Below are 12908 nucleotides of genomic sequence, written 5' to 3' on the forward strand. Positions count from 1 at the left end.
TCGAGGACCACCGCACCCGCAACGGCACCGGCTGACGGACGCCCCGCAACACCGCCTCGTGCTCCCACTGCTCCCGCACCCGCCGCCGCAACTCCGCGACGGCGCCGCGCATCGCCGCCTCCCGGCTCGGCGGCACGGCGCGCGACCGCACGACCTGCGCCGCGACGGCTACCACGACCAGCACACCGGTCAACACCCAGGTGGCCGGCGCCCACCACCAGACCTGCACCTCGACGGTGCCGGTCGCCAGGTTCCGCGCGGCCCCCAAGGGTGCTGATCAGGTCCCGGCCGCGGCAGAAGGTCCGATATGCGCTCCCCTTGCGTTTTCTCCCTTTGGGACGGATCATTTCGATCACCGGCTGAGCCGCTCATGAAGCCGAGGGACCGTTACTCCTTCTAGGAATGGGGCGTGCGCACCGTACGCCAGGACTGGCCCGAAATTCCGTAGCTGATTCCCCCCCGTTTCCATGCGAATCAGGAAGGACGATCCATGATCCGTCGCGTACTGGCCGTCGCGGTCCTGGCCGCCGCCACGCTCGCCGTCATCCCGGCCGCCGCGCAGGCCGTCCCTGCCTGCCCGGTCGGCTACCTGTGCAACACCCAGTACTTCTCCGACTCCGCGCGCACCAACCTGGTGGGCGTCAGGACGGAGTTCTGCGATCGTTCGGTCTCGACCTGGGGCAGGCTCAGCGGCTACATCACCTGGTCATCGAGCCGCTGCAACGACTGAAAGCCTCCGGCGGCGGCTTCGGTCACGGGGAGACCCGTCCCGTGCGCGGGCCCGGTTCGCGGCCGGGCGGCTGGTGGATCTGCTGCTCCGGCGCCGGCCGCGACGGGTTGGGCCGGGTGACCTCCGTCCGGTCCAGGAGGATGTCCTCGCCGTGGTGGGTCACCGTGATCGACGGCCCCCGCAGCAGCCGGTAGACCGTCGCCTCCGGGACGACGCCGACGCTGAGCAGGCTGCCGCGGTAGCGCAGCCGGAAGGCGAGCCGGGTGATGCCGGGCGGGAGCGACGGGGCGAAGCAGATCCGTCCCTGACCCGCGCGCATCCCGCCGAAGCCCGAGACGAGCGCGATCCACGCTCCGGCCAGCGAGGCCATGTGGACGCCGTCCATGGTGTTCTTCTCCAGATCCGCCAGGTCCATCAGCGCCGCCTCGCCGAGATAGCGATAGGCCAGCTCCAGATGGCCCACCTCGGCGGCGATCACCGCCTGGGTGCAGGCCGACAGGGACGAGTCCCGCACGGTCAGAGGCTCGTAGTAGGCGAAGTTGCGGGACTTCTGCTCCGGCGTGAAGGCGTCTCCGCGCAGATGCATGGCGAGCACCAGGTCGGCCTGCTTGACCACCTGCTTGCGGTAGAGATCGAAGTACGGGAAGTGCAGCAGCAACGGGTACTGGTCGGGCCCGGTGGCCGCGAAGTCCCAGGGCGCGTGCCGGGTGAAGCCCTCGCACTGCGGATGGACCCCCAGCCGCTCGTCGTAGGGCACGGACATCGCCTCCGCCGCGTCCCGCCAGCGGCGGATCTCCTCGGCGGTGACCTGGAGCCGCTCCGCCGGGCCCGGATGGCGGGACGCGGCCTCGGCCGCCGCGCGGAGGTTCTGCTGGGCCATCAGGTTCGTGTACACGTTGTCGTCGACCACGGCGGTGTACTCGTCGGGGCCGGTCACACCGTCGATGCGGTAGCGCCCGGCCGCGTCGTGGTGGCCGAGGGCGCACCACAGCCGGGCCGTCTCGACCAGCAACGGCAGGCCGGTCTGCTGTTCGAACGACATGTCCTGGCTCGCGTCCACGTACTGGGCCGCCGCGTGCGCGATGTCGGCGTTGACGTGGAAGGCCGCGGCTCCGGCGGGCCAGTAGCCGGAGCACTCCTCGCCGTGGATGGTCCGCCAGGGGAAGGCGGAGCCGTGCAGGCCGAGCTGTCTGGCGCGCTCGCGGGCCGGCGGGATCGTGGTGCGCCGCCACGACAGCGCGTCCGCGACGGCTGCCGGATGGGTGTAGGTGAGCACCGGCAGCACGAAGATCTCGGTGTCCCAGAAGGCGTGCCCGTCGTAGCCGGAGCCGGTCAGGCCCTTGGCCGGGATGGCACGCTCCTCCAGGCGGGCGGCCGACTGCAGCAGATGGAACAGCCCGAAACGCACCGCCTGCTGCACCTCGGCGTCGCCCTCCACCTCGACGTCGGCGCCTTCCCAGAAGTCGTCGAGGTAGCGGCGCTGGTCGGCGTGCAGGCCGTCCCATCCGTCCAGACGGGCGGAGGCCAGCGCCGCGGCCACCTGGTCGTGCAGCGCGGCCCGGGAGCGCTGCGCCGACCATCCGTAGGAGAAGAACTTGACCAGCCGCAGCGTCCGGCCGGGCGACAGGCGGGTGGCCACGGTCATCCGGCTGACGTCGTCGCTGAGCTGCGCCTCGCTCCGGGTGCCGTCCGGCCCGTCGATCTCGTGGCACATCCCGGCGGCCACGCGCAGGCCGCTGGCCCGGGTGCGGTGGACCATGATGGCCGTTCCGTCGCTGCAGGGGACGTTCTCCTCCACCACCAGCGGCGCGTGCAACGGGGCGGCGGCACGCGGGTCGCCGCCCGCGTACGTCTGGGTCTCGTTGGCGACGAGCTCCGACTGGACGACGACCCGCAACGGCCGGTCGACGGCCTCGACCTCGTACAGGATCGCGGCGACCGCGCGGTGGGTGAAGGACACCAGCCGGGTGGACCTGATCCGGACCGGGTTCCCTGTCGGGGAGCTCCAGTGCACCGTGCGCGTCAGGGTGCCGGCGCGCAGATCGAGGACCCGCTCGTGGCTGTGCAGCGTCCCGTACCGCAGGTCGAACGGCTCGTCGCCGACCAGCAACCGGATCACCTTGCCGTTGGTGACGTTCACTACCGTCTGTCCCGATTCGGGGTATCCGTAGCCCGCCTCCGCGTACGGCAGCGGCCGCACCTCGTAGAACCCGTTGAGGTACGTGCCCGGCGCCCCGTGCGGCTCGCCCTCGTCCAGGTTGCCGCGCAGTCCGATGTGGCCGTTGGACAGCGCGAACACCGACTCGGTCTGCGCCAGCACCCGCAGGTCGAGATGCTGCTCCCGGATCGTCCACGGCTCGACGGCGAACGCCGGATGCCGGATCATCCGGCCTCCCGGGACGGCGTGCCCCGCTCCAGCAGGTCGGCCAGGTCGGTGACCACGACGTCGGCGCCGTGGGCGCGCAACGCGTCCGCCTGCCCGGCCCGGTCGACGCCGACGACGAAGCCGAACCCTCCCGCCCGGCCTGCGGCGACTCCGGCCAGGGCGTCCTCGAACACCGCCGCCTCGGACGCCGTCAGCCCCACGGCCTCGGCGCCCGCCAGGTACATGTCCGGAGCCGGCTTGCCCGCGAGCCGCCGCTCCCTGGCCACGACGCCGTCGATCCGGGCCTCGAACTGCGCGGCGAGCCCGGCGGCGGCCAGGACCTGCTCGGTGTTGGCGCTGGAGGACACCACCGCGCGGCGCAGCCCGGCGTCCCGGACCGCGGCCAGGTAGCGGACGGAGCCGGGGAACACGTCCACGCCGTCCCGGTCGATGATGGCCTGCACCAGGTCGTTCTTGCGGTTGCTCAGGCCGTACACGGTCATCGTGCCGGGTGGGTCGTCCGGCGTCCCCTCGGGCAGGGCGATGCCTCGGGCGTCCAGGAAGCTGCGGGCGCCGTCCACCCGTTTCTTGCCGTCCACGTAACGGTCGTAGTCGGCGCCCGCGTCGAAGGGCACGAACGCGGTCCCGGTCCTGTCGCTCCAGGCTCGCAGGAAGTCGTCGAACATCGACTTCCACGCCCTGGCGTGCACGGTGGCGGTGCGCGTCAGCACACCGTCCATGTCGAACAGGCACCCCCGAATCCCCTCAGGCAGCCCCAGCATGGATCCCCCGTTCGCCATCACACCGGCCCCCACCTGCGCATACCCCTCCGTCTTCACTCCTCACGCGCACGGGCGAGCAGAACGTGCAGCATCGATCCCCGTCCCGGCCCATGCCGCCACAGGCACGTTCTTCTACACCCGGGCCGACAACGGGCGGGAGACCACCCTGAACATCCCGACGCCCAACGGCTCCCGCAACTTCGAGGCGTTCTCCTCGCCCTTCCCGACCTTCGTCAGGTTCGGCCAGAGCGACCCGCACCTCCGCCATCGGTCACCGCGGGCAGTCGCGGGGGTCGGCGCTCGCCCGTGCCCCGGCGACGGCGATCCGGGCGGGGCTCTCCGGCAACGCGGCGGCCGTGCACACCACCTGCCGGACGGCCAGGGTGGACAGGTCACCGCCCGGAACGGACGCCGTCAGCACCATGCGGCCGCCCGCCCTGACCGTCACCGAGAACGGGCCGGCTTCCGGCGGGACCTCGGTGGTGAGCCCGAGCGCCCGTTCCTCCAGGGTGGGCCCGGCCGCCAGCAGCGCGAGCCTCTCGGTCCGGAACACCGGACGGGCGCTCGGCCGCGTCACCGCGCTGAGCCGGCCGTCCTTCACCAGGTAGAGGACGATCGTCGTGGTCGGCGCGACGGTTCCCTTCGGCGGCTCGCCGGCGGAGATGACGTCGCTGGGACGAACGCCGCAGCCAGCCACGGCGGCGAGCGTCACCAGGCCCGCGGCGAGCAGGCGGCGGGCGGGCCCGGCCCTCACGCGGAGGCTCCGTCCGGATCGGCGGCCCAGCGCGGCAGGCGCAGCGTGAACAGGGCGCCGCCGTCCGGGGCGTTGGCGACGGTGAGGTCGCCTCGGTGCAGGCGCGCGTTCTCCAGCGCGATGGCCAGGCCCAAGCCGCTGCCCTCCGATCTGGCCCTGGCCGCGCTGGCCTTGTAGAACCGGTCGAACGCGTGCGGCAGCACCGATGCGTCCAGCCCCGGCCCGTGGTCGCGGACCTCGAAGGTGATCCAGTGCGGGTCGGCGGTGAGCCGCACCGACACCGGGGGCTCGCCGTGCCGCAGGGCGTTGCCTACCAGGTTGGCGAGGATGACGTCCACGCGGCGCGGGTCCAGCCTCGCCGTCGCCGAGGCGGGAAGCTCGGTGCGCACCGCGTCCGACCAGCCCCGCACGCGCAGGGTCGCGGGCACCAGCTCGGTCACGTCGACCTCGTTCAGCGACAGGGCGGCGACGCCGGAGTCGAACCTGCTGATCTCGATGAGGTCGTTCACCAGCGTGGTGAGGTTGAGCGTCTCCTGGGTGACCAGCCTGGCGGCCTTGCCGGCAGGCCCGGGCAGCCGGACCGCCTCGTCGTCGAGGACCTCGGCGACGGCGGCGAGCGCGGCCAGCGGGGTGCGCAGCTCGTGGGACACGTCCGCCACGAACCGGCGGGCGTCGGCCTCCATCTCGCGCAGCTGCGTGACGTGCCGTTCCAGCTCCGCGGCGGTGTCGTTGAAGGTACGCGCCACGTCGGCCAGCTCGTCGGAGCCGCGGACCGCGATCCGGGTCCGCAGCTCCCCCTCGCCCAGCAGGCGGGCCGCCCGGCCGAGCTCGCGCACCGGGCGCAGCACGCTGCGGGTCGCCAGCAGCGCCACGACGACCGCGAACGCCATGGCCGCCCCGCCGAACAGCCAGGCGCGCGTGGCGAGCCAGTCGATGCTGCGCTGTTCGGGATACAGGCTGCGCGCAGTGTAGACCTCGATGCCGGACACCCGCGACCGGTCCTGCTCGACGGTCACCAGCGGCGCGCCGATGATCAGGAAGGGAGTGCCCTCCCGCACCACCCGTTGCCAGGCGATCTCGCCCGCCGCCACTGTCCGCCGCAGGTCCGCCGAGACGGTCTCGGAGCTCAGGAGCGGCCCGTTCCGGTCCGGCCGCCCGCCGCCCGGCGCGGTCGGCGGCGGGCCCGGCGGCGGGCCGGCCTCCACGTACTCCTCGCGGTAGACGGCCAGCGCGTAGCTGTTGCCCTCGACCATGGTGGCGGCGATGGCGCCGAGCTCGATCCGGTCCGGAGCGGGGGTCCGCAAGGGGAAGAGCGTCTCCAGGCGTTCTTTCGTCGCCTTCAGCGCGGCGTCCTGGGTCCGTTCCAGGATGTCGTTGCGGGCCTGGACGTAGAGCCCGCCGGCCACCGCCGCCGCGGTGACCGCGCACAGCAGCGCGAACGCGAACAACAGCCGGGCGCGCAGCCCCAGGCTCGGCCCGGACGTCACCGGGCGGCTCACACCGGCCCGAACCGGTAACCGAACCCCCGCACCGTCTGCACGTAGACGGGGGACGCCGAGTCGTCCTCGATCTTGGCGCGCAGCCGTTGCACGCACGCGTCGACCAGCCGGGAGTCGCCGAAGTACCCGTGCTCCCACACCGAGTCCAGCAGTTGCTGGCGGCTGTGCACGCGGCCCGGCGTGCCGGAGAGCTCCAGCAGCAGGCGCAGCTCGGCCGGGGTGAGCCTGACCGGCGTGCCGCGCTTGGTGACCACCAGCCCGGCCCGGTCGACGGTCAGGTCACCGTGCCGTTCCAGCTCCGCCTGGTCGCGGCCGATCCGCCGGAGCACGGCGCGGATGCGCGCCTCCAGCACTCTGGGCTGCACCGGTTTGACGACGTAGTCGTCGGCGCCCGCCTCCAGTCCGGCCACCACGTCGATGTCGTCGCCGAGCGCGGTCAGCATGATGATCGGGACCTCGCCGATGGCCCGGATGCGGCGGCAGACCTCGAACCCGTTCATGCCGGGCAGCATGAGGTCGAGCACGACGACGTCGGGAAGGTCGGCCCGCAGCCGGTCCAGCCCCTCCTCGCCGGACTCCACGGCGCCCACCCGGTGCCCGTGCCGGGTCAGGGCCAGCTCAAGGCCCTCCCGCACGGCCGGGTCGTCCTCGATCAGCAACACTCGCGACACGCCGCCGAGTACCACAGCACGCTCCGTAACCTTGCTCGCGGTCAACTCCGTCCACTCTGGGACAGCCATGTCCTCGCTTCGTCTGTGCCATGTCATCGTTGTGTCACGGCCGGACCGGGGTGGTCGCCGTCGATGAACGGTGACATTCGGCAGACGACCCACACATATTCGGCGCCAATCGTAGTTCGTCATGAACGAACCACGCACTGTTCCGGCTCGTCCCCGCGATCGGCTGTTCGCCGTGGTGACGCTGGTGCTCGCCGTGCTCCTGCTGCCCGCGGCGCTCGTCCGCCGTCCCGGCCGGGCCCGCGAGCTGGCCTGCCGGTGGGCGTTACGGATGCGGTTCCCCGCCGAGGACCTCACCGGGCTCACCGACGGCGCCCTGGCGGCGTTCACCGCTGCGCGCACCGAGGCGCTCTGGCGGCACGGCCAGCTTCTCGGGCTCACGTCGGGATACCGCGACCCGCTCGTCCAGCTGCGGATGTTCGACGAGGAGGTGCGCCGCACCGGCTCTCCGGACCTGGCGCGCATGCTCGTCCTGCCGCCGTCGGAATCGAACCACGTCAAGGGCATCGCCCTGGACGTGCGTCCCCACGAGGGCGCCCGCTGGCTGGAGGAGCACGGCGCCCGCTACGACCTGTTCCGCATGTTCGACAACGAGTGGTGGCATTTCGAGCACCACCCCGAGTACGGGGGCACCCCGCCCCGGCGACGCCCTCACCCGGGCGTGGGCCACGCGACCGCTTGACGTGATCATGCACGCCCGGCGGCGGACGGAACGCAGATTCGGGACTCGTTGTCGACCCGCCGCGTGTGGCCCTGGGCGTCGAGGTACTCCAGGAGCGGTACGGCGACGCGGCGGCTCGTGCCCAGGGCCGTGCGGGCCTGGCTGACGGTGAAGGGCGCGGGCAGCGTGCTGAGCACGGCGACCGCCAGCTCCGGCGCGTCCGGCAGGAGGACGACGTTCCTCCCGATGGGCAGCAACGCCGCCGCCCGCACGGCCGCGGTGAGGGCGGCGCCGGTCAGCTTGAGCTCGGCCAGGCGCTCGGCGGTGGGGGCGTCGAAGGGACGGCCGACCAGGTCGGTCCGCAGCCGGTCGACGGCCTTCTCGACCTGCGGCGGCATCGGCGCCCGGTCGCCGCTGACGATCACCCCTGCTCTGATCGTCAGGGGCTCGACGACGAGCGCCCGGGCCAGCCGCCGGTCGGGCAGGCCGAGCAGCCGGGCGGCGGCCTCCACGGTGATCCCCTGGTCGCGCCGCGACACCTGCTCCGTCAGGCTGCGGCGCAGCTCGGCCCAGTGACCGGGGTCGGCGAACCAGTCGCCCGCCACCGGCGGCATGTCGGGGGCGGCGCCCATCGCGGTCAGCTCGGCCCGGCTCAGCAGTCCGTGCCAGCGCAGCAGGTCCGCGGCGGTGGGCACGGTCACCCCGGCGAGCGCGGTCCCCCTGACCGCCGCGGCTCCCCGTCGCCGCAGCGGTGCCGGCCGCACGTCCAGGACGCGCACCCCGGCCACGATCGTCCGGCGGCCGGGATCGCGCAGCAGGCCGTGGTCACCGGCCCTGAGCGGCATGGGCCGGGCGAGGGTGAGGCGGGCCGTGTCCGAGCCCAGCGGGCGCACCCGCACCGGAACGGCGGCCGAGCCCAGGTGGAAGACGAGTTCCCGGCCGACGTCCGCGCCGGGCTCCAGTCGCACGTCGGCGGACCGGGTGGTGATCCAGGCGTCCGGGGTGAGCAGCGGGGTGCCCCGGGGCAGCGTGTCGCGATCGGCGCCCCTGACGTTGACGGCGACGCGTGCGGTCGCCGACACCGCGTCCCGCCGCTGGTTGAGCGTCTGAAGGCCGCGGACCTGGAGCCGGTCGGACCCGGCGAGCAGTTCGTCGCCCACCCGCAGCGTGCCGTGCGTGAGCGTGCCGGTGACGACGGTTCCGGCGCCGGTGACGGTGAACGTCCGGTCGATCCACAACCGTACCGGGCCGTCCCGGCGTGGTTCGGGGAGCCCTGCCGCGAGCCGGTCGAGCGCGGCCGTCAGCTCGGGCAGGCCCTGCCCGGTCCGGGCGCTGACGGGGACGGCGTCGATCCCCGACAGGCTCGTCCCTTCCAGGTGGAGGCGGGCCTCCTCCAGTGCCGGTCCGGGGTCGGCGAGGTCGGTGCGGGTGACCACCAGCAGGCCGTGCCGTACGTCCAGGGCGTGCAGGGCGGCCAGGTGCTCGGCGGACTGGGCCCGCCATCCCTCGTCGGCCGCCACCACGAACATGACCGCGGGGCACGGGCCGACGCCGGCGAGCATGTTGGTGACGAACCGCTCGTGCCCGGGGACGTCGACGAAGGCCAGCTGCCGTCCGGAGTCGAGGGTGGTCCAGGCGAAGCCGAGGTCGATGGTCATGCCCCGGCGTCGTTCCTCGGCCCAGCGGTCAGGTTCCATCCCGGTGAGCGCGCGGACCAGGGCCGACTTGCCGTGATCGACGTGCCCGGCGGTGGCGATCACCCACATGCGCGCTCGGCGGCCGTCAGCCTCGTGTCCGTGCCGGGTTCGCCCGGGCCGCGCGGCCGGGTGAGGGCGGCGGGGCGGCTCACCCGCAGCCCGGCCGCGGTCCACGCCTGGAAGCCGCCGATCACGTCGGTGGCGTTCGCCAGGCCGAGCTGCCTGAGGGAGGAGGCGGCGAGGCTGGAGGAGTATCCCTCGTCGCACAGGATGATCCAGCGGATGTGCGCCGAGGTGGCCTCGGGGATCCGCGCCTCGCAGCGGGGGTCGAGCCGCCACTCCAGGTGGTTGCGTTCGATGACGATGGCGCCGGGCACCTCGCCGCCGCTGCGGCGCTGGAACTCCGGGCGGGTGTCGACGATGAAGGCGTCTTCACCGCCTGCCGCGGCGAGGGCCTCGGCGGGCGGCAGGCGGCGCAGCCCGGTACGTGCCCGGGCCAGTAACGCGTCGATGCTCAAAGGGCTCCAGGGGTGAGGTCTGGCGGAGGCGGACGGGAATCGAACCCGCCGCGCCGAGTTGCTCGGCGCCATCGGTTTTGAAGACCGAGAGGGCCACCAGGCACCCGGACGCCTCCGTTGGTGATCTTAGCCCTCTCCGGCGCTCCAATTGAAGATCCTTCTTGGGTGGAGCCGTTCACTTGCAGGCGGTGACCACGGCGTTGTACAGGTCCTCGTCGTCCTCGGCGGCCACGGCCCGCAGGTCCAGGAGGCAGCGGCCGCGCTCCACCCGGGCGAGCACGGGCGGCTCCGCCAGGCGCAGCGGCTCGGCGAGCGTGACGTCGACCGCGACGGCCGCGCTGGGCAGCGTGACCCCGGGCGCGCCCCCGCCGCCGACCGTGGCGGCGCTCGCGACGGCCTGCGCCGCCACCCCCGCCTGCGTGAGCCGTTCGGCGAGCGTCTCGGCACGAAGGCGCAGCCCGGCGGGGTCGGCGTGCAGGGCGGCGGACGTCGGCGTTCCGGTGGTGCCGAGCGTCGCCTCCAGCGCCGCGAGGGTGAGCTTGTCCACCCGCAGCGCCCGGGCCAGGGGGTGCCGGCGCAGCCGCTCCACCAGGTCGGCCCGGCCCAGCAGCAGCCCGCACTGGGGCCCGCCCAGGAGCTTGTCGCCGCTCGCGGTCACCAGGTCGGCGCCGCGCGCGAGCCAGGTCGCCGCGTCGGGCTCGTCCGGCAGCAGCGGCTCGGGACGCAGCAGGCCCGAGCCCGCGTCGGCCACCAGGGGCACGTCCTGGCGAGCGCACAGCGCGGCCAGCTCGCCGACGCCGGGGGTCCGGGTGAAGCCCTCGATCCGGTAGTTGGAGGGATGGACCTTCAGCACGAAGCCGGTGTCCGGGCCGATCGCGGCGGCGTAGTCGTCCGCTGTCGTGCGGTTGGTCGTGCCGACCTCGCGCAACCGCGCTCCGGTGGAGGTGAGCAGCTCCGGGAGGCGGAAGCCGTCGCCGATCTCGACCAGTTCGCCCCGGCTGATGATGATCTCCCTGCCCGCGGCCAGCGCGGTGGCGGCCAGGACGAGCGCCGCCGCGTTGTTGTTGACGACGTGGACGGCCTGGGCGGCCGGCACCGCGGCGGCCAGGGCCGCCATCGCTGCGCGTCCCCGGCGGCCGCGTCGGCCGGTGGCCAGGTCGAGTTCGATGTCGGTGTTGCCCGCGGCGGTGGCCACCGCCTCCACCGCGGCCCGCGACAGGCGGGCGCGGCCCAGGTTGGTGTGCAGGATCACGCCGGTGGCGTTGAGGACCCGGCGCGGGCCGTCCGCGGGCAGGGACGCCAGTGCCGCCTCCGCGACCTCGCCGGGGGCGATCGTGCCCTCTCTGGCCAGGCGCTGGGCCTCGTTGACGACGGCCTTGACCCGGTCGTGCCCGAGCCGGAGCAGCGCCTGGGAGAATCTCGGGTCGGCGAGTACGGTGTCGGTGCGTGGGATGAGGCGCCGCGGATCGGTCATGACATCCGGACTTACACCATGATCGACATATCTGTACATTACGATCATGCAGCGATTGACGCACTACGCGCAGGGTGGCGGCTGTGCCTGCAAGATCCCGGCCGGCGAACTGGAGAGCGTGCTCGCCGGTTTCGGGAAGGAGCAGCCCGCCGATCCGCTGGGCGAACTGCTGGTCGGCACCGAGACCGGTGACGACGCGGCGGTCGTCCGGATCGAGGGCGGCACCGCGATCGTGAGCACCGCGGACTTCTTCACGCCCGTCGTCGACGACCCCTACGACTGGGGCCGGATCGCCGCCGCCAACGCGCTCTCCGACGTCTACGCCATGGGCGGCCGGCCGCTCGTCGCCCTCAACGTGCTGTGCTGGCCCCGGGACGGCCTGCCGTACGAGATCGCCCGGGAGGTGCTGCGGGGCGGCGCGGACGTCGCGCGGCAGGCCGGGTGCCACGTGGCGGGCGGGCACAGCGTGAACGGGCCGGAGCCCATGTACGGCATGGCGGTCACCGGGCTGGCCGACCCCGCCCACCTGATGCGCAACGACGCGGGCCGCCCCGGGCTGCCGCTCTCGCTGACCAAGCCCATCGGCTCCGGCACGCTGAACAACCGGCACAAGGCCACGGGCGAGGTGTTCCCGCAGGCGATCGAGGTCATGACCCGGCTCAACGCCGACGCCGCCCAGGCCGCGCTGGAGGCCGGCATCCGCTGCGTCACCGACGTCACCGGCTTCGGCCTGCTGGGCCACCTGTACAAGCTCGCCCGGGCCTCCGGCGTCACCGCGGTGATCGACGCGGCGGCCGTCCCGCTCATCGAGGGCGCCCGGCAGGCCGTGCGCGACGGCTACGTGCCGGGCGGCTCGCGCCGCAACCTGGACTGGGTGGCCCCGCACACCGACACCGGGACGGTGGCCGAGGAGACGCTCCTGCTGCTCGCCGACGCGCAGACCTCCGGCGGACTGCTGGTCGCCGGGGAGGTCCCGGGGGCCCCGGTGATCGGTGAGCTGGTCCCCCGCGGGCACCACGCCGTCGTGATCCGCTGACGTCTGGCCACCTCCGGCGACGCGGTGTACAACTGGATAATGATCTTCAAAGGTGTACGCAGGGGATCGATCTGGGCGGCGGTGGTGGCGCTGCTGCCGTCCTTGACCGCTTGTGCCGCCGGGGAGGCCGACGCGCGAACGGCGGCGCAGACCGCCGGCCGGCCAGGAAGCCTGGAGAACCCGCGGGTGCTGAACTGCGCCAACCGCAACGGGGAGTTCGAGGGAGAGAAGACGACGAGCCGCGCCGCCGCGCCGGACGACCTCGTGGTGGGGCCGCTGCTCATCCCCGGGCTGCTCGCGTGGGGCGAGGCCCGGGCCGAGCAGTACGGGAGCGACCACAGGTTCAAGGTCGGCGCGCTGGTCAGGAAGGGCAAGACGATCACGGTGTCCATCCCGGCGAAGTTCCACGACAGCGCGGGCCTGCTCTACTCCGAGCCGTCCAGGAACGCCCGGACCCCGGCCGAGGCCGACCACTCGGTGTCCTTCACCGCCTGCTCCGACCACGACACGATGTTCGTGGGCGGTTTCTACGTGAAGGAGCCCAGGTGCGTCGCGCTGGAGTTCCGGGTGCCGGGCCAGCCCGTCGTCCGGCGTGAGATCTCCTTCTTCAACGGCGCCTGCTGACCCGTGACGCGCCGCCCGCACGTGCGGCGGG

The 12908-nt window shown here is 73.4% G+C and carries 13 protein-coding genes and 1 tRNA gene; 4 read left to right on the forward strand and 10 right to left on the reverse strand.

Going from position 1 to position 12908, the window contains the following annotated elements; translation table 11 throughout:
- The coding region (locus AB0J97_RS48140) for a hypothetical protein (RefSeq protein ID WP_364103107.1) at positions 1-268 on the reverse strand (268 nt) is incomplete at its 3' end.
- 222 nt (positions 269-490) lie between these two features.
- On the opposite strand from AB0J97_RS48140, the gene AB0J97_RS48145 reads away from it, so the two are divergent.
- The gene (locus AB0J97_RS48145; RefSeq protein ID WP_357703933.1) at positions 491-730 is read left to right on the forward strand and encodes a DUF6289 family protein; all 240 of its coding nucleotides are present in this window, start codon (positions 491-493) and stop codon (positions 728-730) included.
- A 22-nt stretch (positions 731-752) separates the two neighbouring features.
- Here the strand turns inward: AB0J97_RS48145 and AB0J97_RS48150 are convergent, their stop codons facing one another.
- From AB0J97_RS48150 to AB0J97_RS48170, 5 genes are all read right to left on the reverse strand, one after another.
- Positions 753-3116: a glycoside hydrolase family 65 protein gene (locus AB0J97_RS48150; protein ID WP_364103110.1), complete on the reverse strand. Its 2364-nt coding sequence runs from the start codon at positions 3114-3116 to the stop codon at positions 753-755.
- A complete protein-coding gene (locus AB0J97_RS48155) occupies positions 3113-3895 on the reverse strand; it encodes a beta-phosphoglucomutase family hydrolase (RefSeq protein WP_364103113.1) in 783 nt (260 codons plus the stop codon). Before AB0J97_RS48155 ends, AB0J97_RS48150 begins: the two co-directional genes overlap by 4 nt.
- Before the next feature lie 253 nt (positions 3896-4148).
- Positions 4149-4631, reverse strand: a complete 483-nt coding sequence (locus AB0J97_RS48160) for a hypothetical protein (RefSeq protein ID WP_364103116.1) — start codon at positions 4629-4631, stop codon at positions 4149-4151.
- Entirely contained in the window at positions 4628-6118 is a 1491-nt protein-coding gene (locus AB0J97_RS48165; RefSeq protein WP_364103119.1) for a HAMP domain-containing sensor histidine kinase, read from the reverse strand. The genes AB0J97_RS48160 and AB0J97_RS48165 overlap by 4 nt, the downstream gene beginning before the upstream one ends.
- Positions 6119-6126: 8 nt before the next feature.
- The gene (locus AB0J97_RS48170; RefSeq protein ID WP_364103122.1) at positions 6127-6801 is read right to left on the reverse strand and encodes a response regulator transcription factor; all 675 of its coding nucleotides are present in this window, start codon (positions 6799-6801) and stop codon (positions 6127-6129) included.
- A 190-nt stretch (positions 6802-6991) separates the two neighbouring features.
- On the opposite strand from AB0J97_RS48170, the gene vanY-N reads away from it, so the two are divergent.
- On the forward strand, positions 6992-7549 hold the full coding sequence (vanY-N, locus tag AB0J97_RS48175; RefSeq protein ID WP_357703945.1) for a D,D-peptidase/D,D-carboxypeptidase VanY-N: 558 nt from the start codon (positions 6992-6994) through the stop codon (positions 7547-7549).
- Positions 7550-7554: 5 nt separating this feature from the next.
- Here the strand turns inward: vanY-N and selB are convergent, their stop codons facing one another.
- From selB to selA, 4 genes are all read right to left on the reverse strand, one after another.
- Positions 7555-9294, reverse strand: coding sequence for a selenocysteine-specific translation elongation factor (gene selB, locus AB0J97_RS48180; RefSeq protein WP_364103125.1), 1740 nt, complete (start codon positions 9292-9294; stop codon positions 7555-7557).
- Entirely contained in the window at positions 9285-9743 is a 459-nt protein-coding gene (locus AB0J97_RS48185) for a rhodanese-like domain-containing protein (RefSeq protein ID WP_357703949.1), read from the reverse strand. The genes selB and AB0J97_RS48185 overlap by 10 nt, the downstream gene beginning before the upstream one ends.
- Before the next feature lie 20 nt (positions 9744-9763).
- Positions 9764-9859, reverse strand: a tRNA-Sec gene (locus AB0J97_RS48190).
- Positions 9860-9918: 59 nt separating this feature from the next.
- Positions 9919-11217 carry an L-seryl-tRNA(Sec) selenium transferase gene (gene selA / locus AB0J97_RS48195; protein WP_364103128.1) on the reverse strand — a complete coding sequence of 433 codons (1299 nt, stop codon included), beginning with the start codon at positions 11215-11217 and terminating at the stop codon, positions 9919-9921.
- A 46-nt stretch (positions 11218-11263) separates the two neighbouring features.
- Between selA and selD the strand changes: the two genes are divergently transcribed.
- Entirely contained in the window at positions 11264-12253 is a 990-nt protein-coding gene (gene selD, locus AB0J97_RS48200) for a selenide, water dikinase SelD (protein ID WP_364103131.1), read from the forward strand.
- Positions 12254-12292: 39 nt separating this feature from the next.
- On the forward strand, positions 12293-12877 hold the full coding sequence (locus AB0J97_RS48205; RefSeq protein WP_357703955.1) for a hypothetical protein: 585 nt from the start codon (positions 12293-12295) through the stop codon (positions 12875-12877).
- Positions 12878-12908: the final 31 nt, after the last annotated feature.

The organism is Nonomuraea sp. NPDC049607 (assembly GCF_040675375.1).
Classification (GTDB): Bacteria; Actinomycetota; Actinomycetes; order Streptosporangiales; family Streptosporangiaceae; genus Nonomuraea.